The sequence below is a fragment of the Streptomyces sp. BRA346 genome, assembly GCF_052851135.1.
The window spans coordinates 1-19940 of sequence record NZ_JAIWIH010000012.1 but is presented as its reverse complement, the minus strand read 5'-3'; the positions used below and the strand labels follow the sequence as shown (position 1 = coordinate 19940).

Below are 19940 nucleotides of genomic sequence, written 5' to 3'. Positions count from 1 at the left end.
TTCGCCGCAACCAATGATGGCACTAGAGCACACGGCTTTTATTGACAACTACCGCACTGAGAAGGCGGGTTCTCGGCATCCACATGCTCTAGCGAAACAACTGAGAAGAGCTGCCTTCTGAGTGGAACGCGACCGCTGCCCCCGCCAACGACCACAGGGCCGACCACCATCAGATGGCCGACCCTGTCGCACGCGGATTTTTCCGCCTCAGGCACCGCCCTCGCCCGGCGGTTCCGGCGGCGGGGTCGGCGCGGTGGCGATGACGGTCGCGCCGTGCGGGCGGGAGGTGGCGCGCAGGGCGCTCTCCCTGCTGTACGCGCGCAGATAGCCGACCGCCGTGTTGACGACCGCCACCAGCGGTACGGCCACCACCGCGCCGCCGATGCCGCCGATCAGCGAGCCGCCCGCGACGGAGAGCACCACGGCGAGCGGATGGACCCGCACCGCGCGGCCGAGGATGAACGGCTGGAGCACATGGCCCTCGATCTGCTGCACCGCCAGCACCACCACCAGCACCATCCCCGCCGTGAAGACGCCCTGGGTGACGAGCGCCACCATGACCGCGAGCGCGCCGGAGACCACCGCACCGACCAGCGGGATGAAGGCGAAGAGGAAGATGAAGACGGCGAGGGGCACGGCCATGGGCACGTCGAGGAAGAACAGCCCCACGCCGATGAAGATCGCGTCGATGAGGGCCACTATCACCGTGCCGCGCACATAGGCGGTCAGCGTGGCCCAGGCCCGCGGCCCCGCGCCCGCCACGCCCGGCCGGGCCGCCGCGGGGACGAGCCCCAGCGTCCAGCGCCAGATCCGCGGCCCGTCGTACAGCAGGAACAGCGTGCTGAACATGGTCAGCAGGATGCCGGTCAGCACCTCGACCACGACCGTGACGCCTTCGAGCCCGGCCGAGGTGATCTCCTCGGTGTTGGCGCCGACGGCCTCGCGCAGGCTCTTGGCGGTGTGGTTGATCTGCTTCTCCGTCACGTGGAACGGGCTGTGCAGCAGCCAGCGCCGCAGATCGTCGATGCCGTCCTGGAGCTTGTCGGACAGCTCGTCGACGTTCTCCATGACCTGCCACACCACGAACCACACGACCAGCCCCATGATGATGAAGCCGCCGATGAAGGTGATGGTCGTGGCGAGGCCGCGCGGGACGCCCCGGAGGCGCAGCCGGGTGACGGTGGGCTCCAGCAGGGCCGTGATGAGCAGGGCGACGGTGAAGGAGAACACCACCAGCTGGATGGAGCTGATGACCTGCATCAGCACATAGACCGTCCCGGCCAGCACCAGCAGCCGCCACCCGGCCTCGGCGGCGACACGCACGCCCCAGGGGACGGCGTCGACCGGCTCGGGCCGGGGCGCGACGGCGGGGGCGTAGGCGGGCGGGGCGGGCACGCTGGGCCCCTCGGCCTCCTCGCCCCCCTCGGGCGGCTCCTGCGGCCCTCGCGGCTCCTCCGGCCGGTGCGCCTCGTGCGGCTCCTCCGGCCGTCGCGGTGACGGCTCCGGGCCTCCGGCGGGCCCGGGCGGCCGACCGGCTCCTCCGCCGCCGCTCTCGTCACCGCGTGCCGCGGCCTCCTCGCGTTCGAGCCGCGCGGCGAGCCGGGTCAGACCGGCTCCCAATCTGCCGACCCAATCTGGCAATCTGGACATTCAGCTTTCCTACCCCCGGTTCCCCCGTGGTCGTCGGCATGACGTTACCGGCTGCGGACGCACGAAACCCCCGACCTGGCGGACGGGGGTTTCGCGAAGCTTACGTCACTGAGCGGCCGGAGGCCCGGTCCGATCAGTAGTAGTTGTTGGCCTGCCAGAACGACCAGGCCTCACACGGGCTGCCGTAGCGGTCGTTCATGTAGCCCAGGCCCCACTTGATCTGGGTGGCCGGGTTGGTCTTCCAGTCGGCACCGGCCGAGGCCATCTTGGACGCGGGCAGCGCCTGCACCAGACCGTACGAACCCGAGGACGGGTTGGTGGCCTGGTAGTTCCAGCCGCTCTCGTGGTCCACGATGTTGCTGAAGCACTGGAACTGGTCGCCCGGGACCATCTGCCGGGCCATGGCCTGGACCTCGGCGGTGGTGTACGAGGCCTTGATCGGGAAGGCGCTGGAGTCACGCGCGGCCGAACGGCTCGCGAGCTCCTGCTTCTTCTTGGCCTCGCGCTCCTTGGCCAGCTTCTCGGCAGCCGCCTTGTCCGCGGCGGCCTTCTTGGCCTTCGCGTCCTGGGCAGCCTGCTTGCGGGCCGCCTCCTCAGCGGACTTCTTCGCCTCCGCGTCGGCGGCGGTGGACTGAACGTCCGCCTGCTGCGTCAGGGATGCGGTCTGCGCCACGGCCTGCTGGCCGGCGGGTATGTCCGCTAGGAGCGTCGAGTCGGCGGCGGTCGCCTCGATCGGGTCGGACGAGCTCTGCTGCTCGCCACCCGCGGCGACACCGACGACAGCGCCCACAGTGGTGACCGCGGTGGCCGAGGCCACTGCGAATCCCCGGACCGAAATCCGGCTCACTCGGTTTTCCTTCCAGCGTCGCCCGCTTAGGTGACCTCGCGGGCGCAATCGTGCCCCTGACGCTGGCCTCCCCTTGTTCCGTCCCCGGTACTGCTCAGTGGGTGTGGCTGGTCACGGGAGGCACTGGCCCGGTGCGTCCTCCCGCAGGAGGATCGCGAGGTGCTCGGGCGGCATACGGCGAACGCTCTTCAGTTCTGGTACTGCTGTGGTTCTGTACCGCTGGCGGTACTGGTGTGCCGTATGCGGGGCCTGACAGAACCCACAGACTGCCGGACACGGATACCCGGAGGCAATTCCCGGGCAGGTGTGAAAGCTCACATGCCGTTTACGCCCTAGGGTTTCTGGAAATCCACGCGCGAGAACGCGCCGCACAGCTAGGCTCATTGGCCTTTCCGTGCGGCGCGTTGCCGACGTACCGGACGCTACCGGCTCAGATGCGCCCGTCCTCCAGCATTTCGGTCACCAGGGCCGCGATCGGCGACCGCTCCGAGCGGTTGAGGGTGATGTGCGCGAAGAGCGGATGCCCCTTCAGCTTCTCGACGACCGCCACCACCCCGTCGTACCGGCCGACGCGGAGGTTGTCGCGCTGCCCCACGTCGTGGGTGAGCACCACCCGGGAGTTGGCGCCGATCCGGGACAGAACGGTCAGCAGCACGTTCCGTTCGAGCGACTGCGCCTCGTCGACGATCACGAAGGCGTCGTGCAGCGACCGGCCGCGGATGTGGGTGAGCGGAAGCACCTCCAGCATCCCGCGCTCCACGACCTCCTCGATCACCTCGGAACTGGTCACCGCGGACAGCGTGTCGAAGACCGCCTGAGCCCAGGGGCTCATCTTCTCGGCCTCGCTGCCGGGCAGATAGCCCAACTCCTGGCCGCCCACCGCGTACAGCGGGCGGAAGATCATCACCTTGCGGTGCTGCCGCCGCTCCAGGACCGCCTCCAGGCCCGCGCACAGCGCGAGCGCCGACTTGCCCGTACCGGCCCGGCCGCCCATCGACAGGATCCCCACCTCGGGGTCCAGCAACAGGTCCAGCGCGATGCGCTGCTCCGCGCTGCGGCCGTGGATGCCGAACGCCTCGCGGTCGCCGCGCACCACCCGCACCTGGCCGTCCGGGGTGACCCGGCCCAGGGCCTTGCCGCGCTCGGACTGGAGGACCAGTCCGGTGTGCACGGGCAGTTCGGCCGCCTCGGGGATGTACGCGGTCTCGGCGGCGAACAGGTCGTCGACCTGCTCGGCCGGGACGGCCAGCTCGGCCATCCCGGTCCAGCCCGAGTCGGTGATCGCCAGCTCCGCGCGGTACTCCTCGGCGAGCAGCCCCACCGAGGACGCCTTGATGCGCAGCGGCAGATCCTTGGAGACGACCGTGACGTCGTACCCCTCGGCCTGGAGGTTCCGGGCGACCGCGAGGATCCGCGCGTCGTTGTCCCCCACGCGGCCCCCGTGGGTGAGGAAGGCCGCGGGCAGGATGCCCGGGTCGGAGTGGTTGAGCTCGACGCGCAGGGTGCCCCCCAGGTCGCCGATCGGGATCGGAGCGTCCAGACGGCCGTACCGGATGCGGTACTCGTCGAGCAGGCGCAGCGCCTGCCGGGCGAAATACCCCAGCTCGGGGTGGTGCCGCTTGGCCTCCAGCTCCGTGACCACCACGACCGGCAGCACGACTTCGTGCTCGTCGAAGCGGGACATGGCGCCTGGGTCGGCAAGCAGGACGCTGGTGTCGAGGACATAGGTGCGCCGGTCGTGCTCGCGGCGTTTCTTGCTGGTCACCACGGGTGGACGAACCCCCTCGGGAGAGGTTGGGGTGCGACGGCGTCGCGGGAGTGAGGTGTCCCCGCCGTAGACGGGGAGCGGACCGGGCTCAGACCCCACGGAACGGGCCGAGCGCCGGCCCTCCGCGTCATACGCACGATCCGCACAGTCGTCCGTGTGCAAAGGGCCTCCCGGGCGAACGGCCCGATGCCGTCCGCTGGCAGTTCGACACCCGACTGGACAGTGGAACAGGGCGTCGACCTGGAAGGGATATTCCCTCGAAGGTGCGGGGCCATGCAATGGCATATGACGGCCCGTACGTGAACGTTGAGGAACGGGCGTGCTACACGGCGGCCGGGACCGGACGCGGTGTCACGTCCGGCCCCGGCCGGTGAACTGCTTTGTGGGATAAGGCGATTAGTTGCCGTAGCGGCGGTGCCGCGCCGCGTAGTCACGCAGGGCGCGGAGGAAGTCGACCTTGCGGAAGGCGGGCCAGAAAACTTCGCAGAAGTAGTACTCCGAATGGGCACTCTGCCAGAGCATGAAGCCCGACAGCCGCTGCTCGCCGCTGGTGCGGATCACCAGGTCCGGATCGGGCTGGCCACGGGTGTACAGGTGTTCGGCGATGAGGTCGATGTCGACGACCTCGGCCAGCTCCTCGAAGGACGTGCCCTTGGTGGCGTGGTCGAGGAGCAGCGAGCGCACCGCGTCGGCGATCTCCTGGCGGCCGCCGTAGCCGACGGCGACGTTGACCAGTATTCCGTCGATGTGCTCCGTGTCCCGCTCGGCCTCCTTGAGGACGGCCTGGGTACCGGAGGGCAGCAGGTCCCGGTTCCCCACATGGTGCACCCGCCACCGGCCGTCGGCGGCCAGGTCGCGCACGGCGCCCTCGATGATGGCCAGGAGCGGCTTCAGCTCCTCCTCGGGGCGGTCCAGGTTGTCCGTGGAGAGCATCCACAGCGTGACGACCTCGACGTCCGTCTCACTGCACCAGCCCAGCATCTCCTGGATCTTGCTGGCGCCCGCCTTGTGACCCTGCTCGGTGGTGCCCCCGGAAGCGCGGGCCCAGCGGCGGTTGCCGTCGAGGATGACGCCGATGTGCTTGGGCACCTGGTCGTGGTCGAGGCGGCCCTCCACCCGGCGTGCGTAGAGCCCGTACACCAGGTCGCGCAGTTTCACGTCTTCCAGCCCCTCAGTGCTTTGCATGGCTCGCCATGGCTGTCCGCCCCAAGGGCAGCACCCTACTGCGGGGCGGCGGGGGTGGCTAACCGAGCCGGTCGGACGGGGTATCGAGACATCGCACGGACGTCCAGAGGCCATCCGGAACCCCCGTCACCGTTACGGTGCGTGACACTTCGTGCGGGCTGTGTGCCGCCGTTACGCCGCGAAGACCCCACAAAGACCCCATAAGAGAGCGGGCCGGTCCGTGGGGGGGGAGTACGGACCGGCCCGAGGGGGGGTTTCCACCATAACCCTTCGTGAGCGGTTGTCCATGCATCGGCGGGGGTGAGGATGTGCGCGGCGCTGACGGCGTGGGTCGTCAGCCGGTTCCGAGCGCCCCCAGTACCAGCCCCGCGCCCGCGCCGAGGATCATGAACGGGCCGAACGCCAGCGGCGTCCCGCGGCCCGCTCGCCGCGCCAGGACCAGGGCCATCGCGTACAGCGACCCCAGCAGCACCCCGGCGAACCCGCCCCAGAAGAGCACCGCCCAGCCGTACCAGCCGAGGGCCACGCCCAGCGTCAGCGCCAACTTCACGTCGCCCAGCCCCATCCCGCGCGGGCTGATCAGGAACAGCACCAGATACGCCCCGCCCAGCACCACCCCGCCCAGCAGCGCCCGCGGCCAGGACCCCGCGCTGTGCGGCAGCAGCGCGGCGGCGCCGAGCAGCGCCGCCGCGGCGCCCGCCATCGGCAGGGTCAGCACGTCCGGCAGCCGGTTCACCGCCCGGTCCACCCCGGCCAGCAGCACCGCGGGCGGGGCGAGCAGCAGCCACACCGCCAGCTCCGGGCGCGCCCCGGCAGCCGCGGCCAGGGCGGCGCACACCAGCGCGGTGAGCAGGGCGGGGAGCACCGGGCCGGGTCCGTACCGCGCTTCGGCCGCCCCCGCGTCGGTTTCGCAGCGCGGACAGCGGGCGCGGCCCAGCCAGCCGCGGGCCGGGCCCGTGAGCGCGTGCCCGCGCGGGCAGTCCGCGCGCCACGGCTCGCCGGACTCGACGGCCAGCCGGTACAGCGGGCGCGGCACCAGCAGCCCGGCGGCGGCGCCGTACGCGGCGGCGAGGGCGATCAGCAGCGGTTGCACGGCCCGAGCCTACGGAAGCGGCGGGCCGAGGGCGTCTTGTCGATGGAACACTCATCCCAAGGGTGGACGACGGGTGATGAAGGGGACGCGCATGGGCCGCTGGCGGGACGGCACCGGAACGCTCCGCGTCCCCGGCGGTGTGGACGTACCGCTGGAGATCGCCGCCTCCTACCGCGCCCGGTCCCGCGGGCTGCTCGGCCGGGACGGGCTGACCGGCGCGATCCTGCTGACCCCCGCGAGCGGGGTGCACACCTTCCGGATGCGCTTCGCCATCGACGTCGCCCATCTCGACCGGCGGATGACCGTCATCGCCGTCACCACCCTGCGCCCCGGTCGGCTCGGGCTGCCACGGGCGTTTTCACGCCACGTCCTGGAGGCCGAGGCGGGGGCGATGGAGCGCTGGGGCCTGCGGCCGGGCGTTCGGGTCGCGGTCGACCCCGGCCCTTCTTCGGCTCCACCGCCTTCTGTACGCTGAGCTCGGTGTTCGATGAGGTACATGAGGTAGAGGTACAGGGGTAGGGGTGGCACGTTGACGACGACGGGCAAGATTCTGCGGTTCGACGAGTTTCGCGGATACGGCTTCATCGCCCCGGACGACGGTGGCGAAGATGTGTTCATGCACGCGAACGACCTCCTGGACGAGAAGCACCTGTTCCAGCCCGGTTCGAAGGTGCGGTTCATCCCCGAGTACGGCGACAAGGGCCCCAAGGCGTCCGAGGTCCGCATCCTGGAGCGCGGCGCCGCCCCGGTCGTCCGGTCCTCCGCCGCGCCGGACTCCGGCGACGACACGATGTGCGACGTTCTCTCGGTGGCCGAATTCCGGCAGGAGCTGACCGAGACGCTGGTCGACATGGGCGGCAGCCTCACCGCCGACCAGATCAAGCAGGTGCGCCGACGCGTCATCGAGCTGGCCCAGGCGCACAACTGGATCGAGTCCTGACAGCTCGCTTACGCGGCTTACGGCGGCGGTGGCGGCAGCGACTCGATACCGGGCGCGGGCTCGGGCCACACCAGCAGCACGGCGCAGGGCGCATGGTCCACGACGAAGCGCGCGGCGGGCCCCAGGCTGTGCGGCCCCAGCCGGTTGCGGTCCCCGTCGCGGGCGCAGATGAGCAGATCCACGCCGTCCGCCGCGCGCACCACCTCGTGTTCCACCCGGCCGTGCCGCTGCCATCGGGTCACGGGCCGGTGCAGCCGCTCCGCGGCGGCGTCCAGCAGCTCGGACGCGGCGGTCGCCGCCAGCTCCTCCACCTGGTCGCCGGGGTCCCGTCCGGGGCGGCCCCGGCCCAGCAGCCCGGCGAAGGCGCCGTGCGCGGCGCCCGCCACCTGGTCGTCGGTGACGTGCAGCAGACGGACCTCGGCGTCGGCGTCCGCGGACAGATGGTCGCGGGCGGCGTCCACGGCGGACTGCCAGGTTCCCTCGGCGATCCAGATGAGCACGATCATGAGTTCCTCATAGCGTCGCCAGCATGGCCCATAGCGCCACCGTCGCCGCCACCAGCGTGGTCGGCACGGTGAGCAGCCCGAGGCGGGTGAACTCGCCCGGCCCGGAGTCGGCGTCCGCCCCGTGGTGGCGGACGATACGCCGCCACAGCAGCGTGGCCAAGGAGCCGACGTAGGTGAGGTTGGGGCCCAGGTTGACCCCGATCAGCACGGCCAGGACCGGGCCCGGGCCGCCCTCGGCGGCGATCGGCAGCAGCGCCAGCGTCGCGGGCAGGTTGTTGACGAGGTTCGCCAGCACCGCCGCGATGGCCGCGATCGCGAGCAGGGTGGGCAGGCCCGTCCCGACCGGCAGCACCCGGGACAGCGCCGCTTCCAGGCCGTTGTCCAGCACCGCCTGCACCACGACGCCCAGGGCGAGCACGAACAGGCAGAACAGCGGGCCCGCCGCGCCCACCACGCCCCGTACGGTCGTCGTCCGCCGCGCCACCGCCCGCACCGCGAGCACCAGCGCCCCCGCGCCCGCCGCCCACGCGGGCTCCAGGCCGAGGAACGACGTCACCACGAACCCGGCCAGGGTCAGCCCCAGCACGGACAGCGCGAACACCGGCACCCGCGGCCACTCGGCGGGCGGCGGCTTCGTCGTCCCGGCGGCCAGGTCCGCGGCGAAGAAGCGGCGGAAGACCAGGAATTCGATCCCGATGGACACCAGCCAGGCCGGGGCCATGACCAGGGCGAACCGGGTGAACGACAGTCCGCTCGCCTCCAGCGCGAGGAGGTTGGTGAGGTTGGAGACCGGCAGCAGCAGCGACGCCGAGTTCGCCAGATGGGTGCAGGCGTAGACATGCGGGCGGGAGCGGGCGCCGAGCCGGGTCGCGGTCGCGAACACCACGGGGGTCAGCAGGACGACCGTCGCGTCCAGGCTCAGTACGGCGGTGACCGCCGCCGCCACCGCGAACACCCCGCCCAGCAGCCGGTCCGTACGCCCCCGGCAGGCCCGGGCCACGGCCTGCCCGGCGGCCTCGAACACCCCCTCGTCCGCGCACATCTGCGCCAGCAGCAGCACGGCCGCCAGAAACCCGACGACCGGCAGCAGGCTCCGCGTCTCCTCCCACGCCGCCGCCGGTGTCACGGCCCCGGCCCCCACCACGACCGCGGCCGCGGGCACCGCCGCGACCGCCTCGGGCCAGCCGCGGGGTCGGGCGACGGCGAACGCCAGCACGGCGAGGAGGAGGGTGACGGCGAGGATCTCGGCGACGGTGGTATTCAGGGGGACTCCCGCGCGGGGTGGAACGACGCCCCCATGATGCGGCATGGGGACACCGCGGGAGTCTTCCCCCACCCCGCCCCGTCCCGAACCGGGGCTCCGCCCCGGACCCCGCTCCTCAAACGCCGGAGGGGCTGGGTTGTGCGCCCGGAGGGACTGGGCTGTGCGTACCCGGAACGGGGCGGGCTGCGCGGTTGGTCCGGTGGGTGGTGCCGGGGCGGGGCCTCCGGGGCGAGGCCCTGGACCGTCTATTTACGGCGCCGCTGCCGTAGAACGTGGGGTGAGCCGGAAGTCCACGGCGCCACACATACACGTGGCGTCCAGGACCCCACCCCTGCGACCCCGCCCCTCCGCCGCATGGCGGCTCCCCGCCGACGGCACCACGGTTGGGAGATATACCAGCCCCTCCGGCGTGGTTTGAGGGGCGGGCTCCAGGGGCGGTGGCCCCATCCCAGCCCCCAGCGGACACCTCCCAGCGGTAGCTGGGGGAGAGCGAGGAGCAGGGCCCAGGGGCGGTGATGCCCCAACCCCAGCCCCTCCGGCGATTGAGGAGCAGGGCCCAGGGACGGACGTGCCCCAACCCCAGCCCCTCCGGCGATTGAGGAGCNGGGNCCAGGGACGGACGTGCCCCAACCCCAGCCCCTCCGGCGTTTGAGGAGCGGAGGCCAGGGTCGGAGCCGCGGCGGGGGTTTGGGGGCGGAGTCCCCAACCGGGGGCCCGGGGGCTTGCCCCCGGTTCGGGAAGGGGCGGGGTTGGGAAAGGGCCGCCTAGCCGCCGCGGGGGAAGCTGACCTCGACTCGGCGGTTCTTCTTGCGGCCCTCCTCCGTCGCGTTGTCCGCGATCGGGTACTGCTCGCCGTAGCCGCGGATCTGATACGCGACCGAGGAGTCCAGGCTGGAAGCCAGCCGCTGCTGCACCGCGTCCGCGCGCTTGCGGGACAGTTCGAGGCCGTGCGCGGCCGAGCCCAGGTTGTCGGTGAAGCCGAAGACGCGGACGCTCTTGGCGTCCTGCCGCTCCGCCTCGTCCGCGATCTGCTGGATACGGGCGTTCGCCTCGGAGCCCAGCTTCGAGCTGTCCTTGCCGAACAGCACCTCGGCCTGGAGGGCGAAGCTCACCTTGGTGTTGGTGTCCTCGCGCCGCTCGTCGCCGTCGTCCGTCTCGACGACCGACTTGATGTCCAGGACCCGCCCGGCCGCCAGCTTGGCGCCCTCGGGCATCCGCAGATCGGGGTCATCGGCGTCGATCTTGAGGGGCGGCCTGGTGTCGGCGGGTGCGCCGGGGCCGCTGTCGGCGCGGGCCGGGGGGTTGAGGGCCGGGGTGGAGAGGATGAGGGCGAGGGAGGCCAGGGCCGTCACGCTGCGGCGGGCCGTCGTCCGTGTCGTCATGGCGGGGCTCACCCGGAGAGCTTGATGCTGACGGACGGCATGGTCGGGAGCTGGAAGTCGACCTCCGTGACGCTCTTGGGCGGGGCCGGGAACTGCGCGAAGAACGGCCGGCTCTCGTTCTCCTTGATCCCGGAGAGCCCCGTGGTGCACAGGCACTGGCCATCGGTGTCCCGGAGCACGAGATACCGCTTCTTGCCCTTCATGTCGACCAGGGTCGCGCCCGACACGGACGAACGGGACTTGGCCAGCTCCACCTCCGGGGAGCGCCAGTCGATCGGGTTGAACAGCGTGCTGCCGCGGTTCGTCACCGTCCCGTTGACGGTGACGAAGCCGCCGCTGTCGCGCTCCGCGGAGTGGAGGGTGACGACGATGTTCTTCGGCCCCTTCATCTCGCCGATGACCTTCTTGGAGTCCGCGGCGGGCTCGGTCTCCCCCTGCGCGTCGTCGGTCTTGGCCTCGGTGGACTTCTGCGGGGAGCCGTCCTCCTTGCCGCCGTCGCCGCTGCCGCACCCGGCCACGGCGAGGGCCAGCGCCGCTGCGAGCGCCGCCGCGGCAGCCCCCCTCCGGGCCTTCGTCGTGTGCCGAATGCTCATCGCTCGCTGTCCTTTGCTCGTCTACTCGTCGGTCGCTCAGTCGGCAAGGTGCACGGAGAACAGGTCCTTGACGTCCGGGAGCAGTTCCGGGTGCGCCGGGTCGATGGTCACTGTCCTTCCGTCGCACAGCAGGGCGACGGAAGGCTTCTCGCCCTCGTCGCCGCCGTCGTCTCCGTCCTCGTCGCCCGTCGGAGTCGGCGTCGGGGTGGGCGACGGCTCGTCGGACGGCTGGAGCGTACAGCGCGGACCTATGACCGCCTTGGCCTTCGCCTCGCCGTACTGGTTCTCCGTACCGGGGATGACGGTCTTGCCCACGGGCTTCTGCGTCTTGACGGTGACGGTGAAGGACGTGGGCAGGTAGCCCGGGACGCAGCCGTCGCCGGTGACGTCCGCGCCGTTCTGCTGGGCGAACCCCTCGGCCTGCTCGCACGCGTCACCCACGCCGATCCCCCGCCCGTTCAGCAGGTCCTCCAGCGCGCTGCCGTCCGCCACGGCCTCCAGCAGCGCCGTGCCCAGCTGGTCGCGGTAGTCCTGGGCGGCGGCGAGGGCGGCCGCGTCGGCGGCGGTCTGTCCGCCGTTGCGGGTGGCCCCGGCCTGGCCCACCGCGAAGAAGGCGAGGGCGAGGAAGAGCAGGGCCGCGACCGCGGTGAGGTAGATCGGAAAGGCCTGCCCGGCGTCGCCGTTGCGGTATCCGCGAGCCTTCACGCGGTCACTCACGCGCTCGGTCAGATGCCGACGACCTGAGCGATCTTGTCGGAGATCGCGTTTGCGATCATGCTTCCGAAGTCCGTCGTCGCCAGTACCAGGACGATGGCGACCACCACGGCAATGATCCCCAGGTACTCGATCGAGGTCTGCCCCCGGTCGTTCCCCATAACGCGCTTCCCCATCGTGTTCCCCTCCATGGGTGGCCGTCCCACTCTGGTCCGGCGACTCAACCCCCGTGGTGTCGCTCGCGACACGAGCAAAGTACGCCGAAACAGTTGCCTCGGAACAGTGTCCCAGGGGGCATTGCCTTCCCGATACACGGTGTTCGAACCCTGCGCGCGGGGGTCCGCTGCCGCGACCCATCCGTCTCACCCCCTCCCGCCGCCGAGGAGTCCCGTCGACGACTGTCCCACACCTGATTGCGATCGCGAAGCATATTCGCCCAAATGTCCTTCACTCTCCCGTGACCGAGCCGAAGTCCGTGCCGGAGCCGATGAAGAACCCGGCCACGAGCAGCACCATCGTCCCCGGCACCATGAAGGTGGTGATGACCATGGTCGCCTTGGGGACGGCGCGGGCGGCGCGGCGGCGGGCGTTCTGGGCGTCCGTACGGCGCATGTCGTTCGCGATGGCGATCAGTGTCTCGACGATCGGAGCGCCGAGTTCCTCGCCCTGCTGAAGCGCGGTCACGAACTGGGCGACCTGTTCGGAGTCGTTCCGCTTCCGCAGTTCTTCGAACGCCTGGCGCCTGCTGACCCCCATGTCCATTTGCCGAAGTGTGATGCGAAGTTCATCCGCCCAGGGGCCCTCGTACTTCTCGGACACCCGGTCCAGCGCCTGCCGGAAGCCCAGTCCGGCGCTCACCACGACCGCCAGCACGTCCAGGAAGTCGGGCAGGGTCCGGTCGATCGCGTCCTTGCGCTCCCGCACCGCCGCCCAGATCCCGACCTCGATCCAGAACAGGCCGAAGACGACCAGCAGCACGGCCAGCAGCAGCTGGCCCCGCGTCAGCATGACCAGCGCGCCGCCGAAGCCGAGCACCCCGTAGACCGCCCGGCGGGCCGCGTACCGGTCGACCGTCAGCCCGCCCGGGTGGCCCGCCAGATCGATACGGCGGCGCACCCGGGCCACCCGCTTCTCGCCCATCAGCCGCAGCACCAGCGGGGCGTAGCGGATGCCGAGCCGGTCGACGGCCGAGCCGACCGCGTTCGTACGGGTCGCCCCGACCTCCAGCGCGACCGCGAGGTCGCTCGGCAGCTTGGCCTCGCTGCGGTACAGCGCGATGCCGTACGCGATGCCCGCCACCGACAGCCCCGCGGCCAGCGCCAGCAGCAGTCCGAAACCCATGCGAGGTACCCCTAGACGTCGATCTTCGACATGCGGCGGATGAGGAAGAAGCCGATCCCGTACAGGGCGAAGGCCCCGATCACCGCGGCCTGCCCCCAGATGGACGAGGTCATGCGGTCCAGCGAGCCCGGCGAGATCCGGTTCATCAGCAGCAGCGTCCCGATGCCCATCAGCGGCACCACATACGCGGTGACGGTCACCTGGGACAGCTGGGTGCGGACCTCGCGCCGGGTCTCCTTCCGCTCCTCCAGCGTGTGGGTGAGGTTGCGCAGCGAGCTGACCACGGTCCCGCCCGCGCGGTTCGACAGCACCAGCGTGGTGACCAGCACCACCAGTTCCCGGGACGGCAGCCGCTCGGCCAGCTCGCCCAGGGCGTCGTCGACCGAGTGGCCCACCGCCAGCTTGGCGGAGACCTTGGACAGCTCCTCGCCCGCCGGGGCCTCCATCTCGTCCGCGGCCATGCTCAGCGCGGTACGCAGCGCCAGCCCGGCCTGGGTGGCGTTGGCCAGGATGCGGGACAGCTCGGGCAGCTGGTTGATGAAGCGTTCGATGCGCTTCTGCCGCTGCCAGCCCAGGAACCCGAACGCCGACCAGACGGCGATGACGGCCGCGATCGGGCCGAAGAACGACGCCAGCAGCGACGCCGCCAGCAGCCACAGCCCGGCCGCCGCCGCGGCCGTGTAGACGAAGAACTCGCCGGGCGTGACGTCCAGGCCCGTCGCCGCCAGCCGCAGCTCCAGACGGCGCCCCAGGGAGGTGGTGCGCAACCGCCGGTCCACGCGGGCGAAGCGGCGCGACCGCCCGGCCGGTGCCGCGGCGCCCGACTCCGACAGCCGGTCGATCAGCGCGCGCTGACGGTCCGTGCCCCGGGCGTAGGCGTGCACCCCGGCGACGCCCAGCGCGCCGCACACCAGCGTCGCGCCGAGCGTCAGCATGGCGAGCCGGTCCATGCGGCTACCTCCCGTCCCGCGCGCCGTACGCGCCCGTGTCGTACGCGGCGCCCCGCGTGGTCAGCTGCGCCGGGAAGGCGGCCACCCCGAAGGCGGGCGGCACCGCCTCACCGGCCATCCGCAGCCGCTCCGCGACCCGCTCCGGGAGCGGGAAGTACGAGAACCGTCCGTGCACGATCCGGTCCGCGCCCATGGGCTGGGCGTCGAAGCGGCAGACGGTGGCGATGCGGTACTCCTCGTGGCCGTGGCTGTCGAGGAGCGCGATCTCGCTGATCCGGCGGGAGCCGTCGGCGTGCCGGACGAGCTGGACGATGCAGTCCACGGCGCTGTTGATCTGGTCGCGCAGCGCCTCGTACGGGATCGCCACGTCGGACATCGAGGCGAGCGTCTGGAGGCGCATCAGCGCGTCCTCGGCGCTGTTGGCGTGGACGGTGGCGAGCGAGCCGTCGTGGCCGGTGGACATGGCCTGGAGCATGTCGAGGGTCTCGCCGCCGCGCACCTCGCCGACGATGATGCGGTCGGGGCGCATGCGCAGCGAGTTGCGGACCAGGTCGCGGATGGTGATCCGGCCCTTGCCCTCGACGTTGGGCGGCCGGGACTCCAGCCGGATGACATGGGTCTGCTGGAGCTGGAGTTCGGCCGCGTCCTCGACGGTGATGATCCGCTCGCCGTCCGGGATCAGCCCGGAGAGGGCGTTGAGCAGGGTGGTCTTTCCGGAGCCGGTGGGTCCGGAGACGACGACGTTGAACTTGCCCCGCACCAGCGCCGCCAGCAGCATCAGCATCTGCTCGTCCAGCGTGCCCATGCCGATCAGTTCGCTGAGGGTGTAGGCGCGCGGGAAGCGGCGGATGGTGAGGGTGGCGCCGGTCAGCGCCAGCGGCGGGATGATCACGTTGACGCGCTCACCGGACGGGAGGCGGGCGTCGACCATCGGATTCGACTCGTCCACCCGCCGGTTGACGGTCGAGACGATGCGCTCGATGGTCTGCATCAGCTGCTCCTCGGACGCGAACCGGACGGGCACCAGCTCCACCCGGCCCGCCCGCTCCACGAAGATCTGGTCCGGTCCGTTGACCATGATCTCGGTGATCGAGGTGTCCTCCAGCAGCGGTTCGAGCACGCCGAGGCCCAGCGCCTCGTCCACCACCCGGCGGATGAGCTGGGAGCGTTCGCCGGTGGACAGCACCGGGCCCTCGCGGCTGATGATGTGGCCGAGGACGCGCTCCAGCCGGGTCCGGCGCTCGGCGGCGGCCAGCGAGGACATCTCGGCGAGGTCGATCTCCTCCAGCAGCTTGGCGCGGTAGACGGCGACGAGATGCCCGTCCTGGCGGCCCTCCGCGGGCCCCTCGGGCGCGTTGATCCGGGCCCGCAGGCTCATGGTTGACCTCCCGCCTGGAGCTGTCCGTCGTCGCACGGCATGGTGGCACTCCTCTGCGCGCTGCCGAAGTCGAAGCCGGGGATGACCGAGGGGATGTCCACGGTCGCGGTCGCGCTCGCCTCTTCCCCGTTGCAGTCGCCGTCGCTGATGGTCGTCCCGTCGGCCAGCCAGCCGCTGATGGCCGCCGTCCCGGCGGCGCCCGGGGAGGTGCCCGGCTCGTCCTGGGAGCCCGTACGCGCCGCCGCGCGGGCCGCCGTACCCGCCTGCTGGACGGTGTACGCGGCGATCCCCAGCTGCACGGCGGCCAGCGCGACGAGGATCAGGATCGGCAAGAAGCCGAGGAACTCGATCGACGCCTGCCCCCGGTCCCGCCCGGTGCCAGGCCCTGTCCGGCAGATCTTCGCGGGGCCGCGACGCCGCTGTGACATCAGCCGCTGCCGCGGCGGGCCGCACCTCGCCGCGTTGTCGGAGTCGTCCGAGTACGCCCGGTACGAGGACGCTCCTCCGCCGTGCGATGCTCCCCCGGCTACCGCTGGGAGGTGCCCCCTGCACCAGACGCCGCGGCCTGATCCACGAAGATCCACCGGACAGGGCCTCATCCGTCGGGTCATCGCTGTACGCCCCCTCACTGCCCCGCGCCCGCCGCGGTTTCCGTCTCGTCCGATGCGCCCGCCGAACCGGTCACCGTCCACGGGAAGTCGGCGGCGCCCGGGAACAGGATCGGAACGTTCAGCGTCACCGTCGACCGGTACACCGCGCCGTCGCCCGCGCCCGGGCAGTCGATGTCGGCGCTCCACGAGCCGGGGATGTCGTCCTGCGCCGCGGACTGGCAGGCGGCGGCTCCCCCGGCCGCGCCCGCCCGGGCGCCCTTGTCGGCCGCGTTGCCCGCGAGCGAGTACGTGTAGCCGACGAGCACGAGCTGCCAGATCACCGCGAGCACGATGAGCGCCAGCGGCAGGACGCCGATGAACTCGACCGTGACCTGGCCGCGGTCGTTGCCCCGCTTGCGCAGGAAACGGCCGGTGCCGGACGGGGGGATCTCGTTCAGGGCGTCCGTCCCGGGGCCCGCGTCGCCGTCACCGTCGTCGGGCTGCCCCGCTCCTATGGCACGGCGCCGCCGCAGCCCGGGCAGCGAGCGGTCGCCGCCCTGGGCCTGATGCCCCCGGTGGGGGGCGCGGCGCCCCGGCGGGGGCGCGCCCTGCGCCCCGTCCACCAGGCCCAGTTCCCCGGCGAGCCCCCACAGCGCCTGCTTGACGGTCGACTTGGCGTCCAGGTCCTGCATGCGGCCCGAATCGACGGCGGGCTGGAGCTCCTTGAACCCGGCCGGGATCGCCGTGCGCGCCACCGCCGTGCCCGTGGCGCGCGCGACCAGCTGCGGCTGGATCTCGGCGCTGCGGGTGTGCCGGTTGACGACGGTCACGGTCTCCTCGGCCTTGCGGATCTGGAGCCGGTCCCACAGCCGCACCATCCGCTTGGCGGCCCGCACCGCGACCACGTCCGGGGTGGTCACCAGCAGCGCGGTGTCGGCCTGTTCGACGATGGCCGCGCCCGCCGAGGTCATCTGCGTACCGCAGTCGACGACCACCAGCTCGAACCGGGTCCGCAGCGCGCCGACGACCTGCCGGGCCGCCCGGTCGGTGACCTCCTCGCCGCGTTCGCCCTCCCCCGGCGCGAGCAGCAGCCCGAGCCCGGTGTGGTGGGTGAAGACCGCGTCCTGGAGCACCCGCGGCGAGATGTCGGTGATCTGCGCCAGGTCGGCGATGGAGCGCCGGAACTGGACGTCGAGGTAGGAGGCCACGTCGCCGGATTGGAGGTCCAGGTCGACCAGGGCGACCGTGCGGCCCGCCGCCCGCGCGGCCAGCGCGAGCTGGACGGCGGTCACGGTCGTCCCGACCCCGCCCTTGGCGCCCGCGACGGCGACCAGGGTGCCGCCAGGCCCGGTGGCGGCCACGTCGCCGCCGCCCCCGAGGTGGCGCCGTACGCCGGTGGCCCACTGGGCGGCGGCCTGGACGCGGGCCGCCAGCTCGTCGTACGCCAGCGGTATTCCGGCGATGCCGCGCGCGCCCGCGTCCATGGCGGCCGAGTACAGGGCCGGCCCCGCGTCGCCGGTGACCAGGACCACGCCCACCGCCGGGAAGCGCAGCGCGACCTCGCGGATCAGCTCCAGGGCGGGGGACGGGCCGATCCGCTCATGGACGAGGACGACCTCGGGCAGGTCCTCCAGCGAGGCGGCGGCCAGCGCGGCGAGGGTGTCCAGCAGCCGGGTCGAGTCGCCCACCGGCGCCGCCGGTTCGACACCGGGCAGCTGGCCGAGCAGCCCGCCGATAGCGCGGGCCGCGTCGGGGTCGCCGACGGCCGGGAGGATTCTGATCGTCACCGCGGCACCTCCTCACTCACTCAGGTTCACGGGGGTCATTTGTCGCCGTCGAGGGTGTAGGTGCGGTCGCGCGGCGAGACGGGGGCGTCCGCGCCGGGGCCGATCAGGGCCAGCCGTACGTGGGAGGCGAAGGACTCGGCGTACGCGACGCGCTGCGCGTCCTTGGTGTCGAGCGCGAAGGTGATCGGCACGGCCTGGTCGACGCGGCGTTCGTCGTCCTCGTCCGGCTTCAGCGCGGACAGCTTGCCGACGTCGATGACCTCGGCGTCGTCGACGATCAGCTTGGAGACCGACGCCTCGCCCTGCGCCTTGCCCTCGAAGGTGGCGTAGATGTTGACCTTCGCACCGGGAGTGATCTTGCCCGCGACGCCCGTCGCGGCATCGATCATGATGGCGATCTCCTGCTGACCGGCCTTCAGCGCGGGCCGGTTGGCCACCATGTCCGTCTGGAGCAGCGCCCCCTGGCTGAGCTTGGTCGCGGCTATCCGGCCGCGCACCTCGGAGAGATCGGTGACGGCGGTGGAGGGCACCCAGCGCTCGGGCATCGACACCTTCTCGAAGTCCCCCGCGTCCAGGGCCTCGTACGCGTCGATGTTCCCCTTCAGCTTGTACGCGGTCGTCTCGGGGCCGACCTTGGACTCCACGTCGTTGACGACGGAGAGCACTCCGGCGAACGCGCCACCGGCGCACAGGACCGACAGGACCAGCAGGATGACTCCGCGGCGCTGGCGAGAATTCATGGACGGACAACCTCGTGAGTGGGACGTTTACCGGCTGGTCAGGGCGGGACGCTCGGCGGACTGGGTCAGGGCGGGAATCTCATCGCCGCGCGGCACCGGGCAGGAGCAGAAGGCGCAGCGGTCCCCGATGAGTTCGAAGCCGCACCAGTGGCACTCCTCTCTCCGTACGGACGCCACGAGCTGGTAGAGCACGGAGAGGTCCGGGATGGCGGCCGCGAACTCGATCAGCTTCGGGGTGCCCCACCAGTGCGCCGACGCGGCGGGCAGCGGCACCTCCTGGACGTCGCCGACGCCCCAGGAGGGCGCCAGCGCCCCGGTGACCCAGTCGTCGCGCGGGGCCGTCCCATGGCCGTGGCTGGTGAGCCGGCCGCGTGCGACGGTCATGTGGGTGGCGTACGCGGGCCCGGGCAGCGCACCGCCCCCGCCCACCTTGACCAGCTGCGGGTCGGGGTGCGCGAGCACCGCGAACTGGGCGCCCGGCATCCAGGACTTGACGTGCGAGGTGAGGCTCACCGGCACCCGGTCCAGCCGGGCGACGCTGCCGAGCAGCGCGCCCGCGTGCACGTAGTGCGCCAGCAGCCGGGCGGAACAGGCCAGTACGCCCGGGCTGAAGTCGGACATGGACAGCTGGCGCAGCTGACGGGCGATCACGGCGACGGCCAGCGGCGGCAGTTCGAGCGGGCACAGCGCCATCCGGTCGCTCTCCAGGACCGAACGCACGGTGTGCAGCCTGCGGATGAAGGGCGGCGGGGTGGCGGCGGGATAGAGCGCCACCAGATAGCCCTGGTACTCCAGGAGCGCCCCGACCTCGGCGAGCGCGTCGTCCAGCGACTGCTCCTCCGGCGGGCGGAGCACTACGGCCGACGGGGTCTGCCCGTCGGGCGGTGGAAGCACCAGCTCACGGCTGGTGACTGCTATCGCGGTGGGCACGTCGGCTACCGTTCCTAGGGACTGAGCTGGAGTGAGTCCTGTTTCCAGGACGACCGTCGCGCAGCCGCGTGCTCCGAACGGTGTTGGGCACGCTGGTCGCCCGCGTTCGCTCCGCTGCCGGGCGGCACGGATCCTGTCCGTGGTCCGGGATGGCGGGGGCGGGGTCCCTCACGCCGTCGGATGTCCGGTCGGGCCTGGGCGGTCCGATGCCCCGCACGATCGCTCTGGTCGTGTGGGGGCGGTGTCGTCCGTCGCCGGATCGGGTGTCCGAGGGCGCGTCGC

Annotated in this window: 20 protein-coding genes and 1 pseudogene; 2 read left to right on the top strand and 19 right to left on the bottom strand. The window is 72.0% G+C overall.

Annotated features, from left to right (window positions below):
* Positions 1 to 207: 207 nt before the first annotated feature.
* From LCH29_RS16415 to LCH29_RS16395, 5 genes are all read right to left on the bottom strand, one after another.
* Entirely contained in the window at positions 208 to 1650 is a 1443-nt protein-coding gene (locus LCH29_RS16415) for an AI-2E family transporter (RefSeq protein ID WP_446462478.1), read from the bottom strand.
* Between the two features lie 133 nt (positions 1651 to 1783).
* The gene (locus LCH29_RS16410) at positions 1784 to 2497 is read right to left on the bottom strand and encodes an aggregation-promoting factor C-terminal-like domain-containing protein (RefSeq protein ID WP_446462477.1); all 714 of its coding nucleotides are present in this window, start codon (positions 2495 to 2497) and stop codon (positions 1784 to 1786) included.
* Between the two features lie 430 nt (positions 2498 to 2927).
* Positions 2928 to 4265 (bottom strand): PhoH family protein, encoded by a 1338-nt coding sequence (locus LCH29_RS16405; protein WP_446462476.1) that lies wholly within the window; start codon positions 4263 to 4265, stop codon positions 2928 to 2930.
* Positions 4266 to 4661: 396 nt separating this feature from the next.
* Entirely contained in the window at positions 4662 to 5423 is a 762-nt protein-coding gene (locus LCH29_RS16400; RefSeq protein ID WP_446462734.1) for an isoprenyl transferase, read from the bottom strand.
* Between the two features lie 361 nt (positions 5424 to 5784).
* Entirely contained in the window at positions 5785 to 6543 is a 759-nt protein-coding gene (locus LCH29_RS16395) for a prepilin peptidase (protein ID WP_446462475.1), read from the bottom strand.
* A gap of 91 nt (positions 6544 to 6634) precedes the next feature.
* Here LCH29_RS16395 and LCH29_RS16390 point away from each other — a divergent pair, with 91 nt between their 5' ends.
* On the top strand, positions 6635 to 7018 hold the full coding sequence (locus LCH29_RS16390; protein ID WP_446462474.1) for a DUF192 domain-containing protein: 384 nt from the start codon (positions 6635 to 6637) through the stop codon (positions 7016 to 7018).
* A gap of 54 nt (positions 7019 to 7072) precedes the next feature.
* The gene (locus LCH29_RS16385) at positions 7073 to 7483 is read left to right on the top strand and encodes a cold shock domain-containing protein (RefSeq protein WP_446462473.1); all 411 of its coding nucleotides are present in this window, start codon (positions 7073 to 7075) and stop codon (positions 7481 to 7483) included.
* A gap of 17 nt (positions 7484 to 7500) precedes the next feature.
* Here LCH29_RS16385 and LCH29_RS16380 read toward each other — a convergent pair whose 3' ends face one another.
* From LCH29_RS16380 to LCH29_RS16315, 14 genes and pseudogenes are all read right to left on the bottom strand, one after another.
* Entirely contained in the window at positions 7501 to 7989 is a 489-nt protein-coding gene (locus LCH29_RS16380) for a universal stress protein (protein ID WP_446462472.1), read from the bottom strand.
* 7 nt (positions 7990 to 7996) lie between these two features.
* Entirely contained in the window at positions 7997 to 9298 is a 1302-nt protein-coding gene (locus LCH29_RS16375) for an ArsB/NhaD family transporter (RefSeq protein ID WP_446462471.1), read from the bottom strand.
* A gap of 719 nt (positions 9299 to 10017) precedes the next feature.
* Entirely contained in the window at positions 10018 to 10635 is a 618-nt protein-coding gene (locus LCH29_RS16370; RefSeq protein WP_446462470.1) for an OmpA family protein, read from the bottom strand.
* A gap of 8 nt (positions 10636 to 10643) precedes the next feature.
* On the bottom strand, positions 10644 to 11228 hold the full coding sequence (locus LCH29_RS16365; protein ID WP_446462469.1) for a hypothetical protein: 585 nt from the start codon (positions 11226 to 11228) through the stop codon (positions 10644 to 10646).
* A gap of 36 nt (positions 11229 to 11264) precedes the next feature.
* Complete coding sequence (locus LCH29_RS16360) at positions 11265 to 11945, bottom strand: pilus assembly protein TadG-related protein (RefSeq protein WP_446462468.1); 681 nt, start codon at positions 11943 to 11945, stop codon at positions 11265 to 11267.
* 8 nt (positions 11946 to 11953) lie between these two features.
* Positions 11954 to 12118, bottom strand: coding sequence for a hypothetical protein (locus tag LCH29_RS16355; protein WP_179936527.1), 165 nt, complete (start codon positions 12116 to 12118; stop codon positions 11954 to 11956).
* Between the two features lie 271 nt (positions 12119 to 12389).
* The gene (locus LCH29_RS16350; protein WP_446462467.1) at positions 12390 to 13283 is read right to left on the bottom strand and encodes a DUF5936 domain-containing protein; all 894 of its coding nucleotides are present in this window, start codon (positions 13281 to 13283) and stop codon (positions 12390 to 12392) included.
* An 11-nt stretch (positions 13284 to 13294) separates the two neighbouring features.
* A complete protein-coding gene (locus tag LCH29_RS16345; protein WP_446462466.1) occupies positions 13295 to 14233 on the bottom strand; it encodes a type II secretion system F family protein in 939 nt (312 codons plus the stop codon).
* Positions 14234 to 14237: 4 nt separating this feature from the next.
* Positions 14238 to 15611, bottom strand: coding sequence for a CpaF family protein (locus LCH29_RS16340; RefSeq protein ID WP_446462465.1), 1374 nt, complete (start codon positions 15609 to 15611; stop codon positions 14238 to 14240).
* Positions 15608 to 16039, bottom strand: coding sequence for a TadE/TadG family type IV pilus assembly protein (locus LCH29_RS16335; protein ID WP_446462464.1), 432 nt, complete (start codon positions 16037 to 16039; stop codon positions 15608 to 15610). Before LCH29_RS16335 ends, LCH29_RS16340 begins: the two co-directional genes overlap by 4 nt.
* A gap of 197 nt (positions 16040 to 16236) precedes the next feature.
* Positions 16237 to 17988 carry an AAA family ATPase gene (locus tag LCH29_RS16330; protein ID WP_446462463.1) on the bottom strand — a complete coding sequence of 584 codons (1752 nt, stop codon included), beginning with the start codon at positions 17986 to 17988 and terminating at the stop codon, positions 16237 to 16239.
* Positions 17989 to 18023: 35 nt separating this feature from the next.
* A complete protein-coding gene (gene cpaB, locus LCH29_RS16325) occupies positions 18024 to 18728 on the bottom strand; it encodes a Flp pilus assembly protein CpaB (RefSeq protein ID WP_446462462.1) in 705 nt (234 codons plus the stop codon).
* A gap of 27 nt (positions 18729 to 18755) precedes the next feature.
* Entirely contained in the window at positions 18756 to 19658 is a 903-nt protein-coding gene (locus LCH29_RS16320) for a hypothetical protein (RefSeq protein WP_446462461.1), read from the bottom strand.
* Between the two features lie 14 nt (positions 19659 to 19672).
* Positions 19673 to 19940: pseudogene (locus LCH29_RS16315) on the bottom strand (IS200/IS605 family accessory protein TnpB-related protein); the annotation flags it as partial.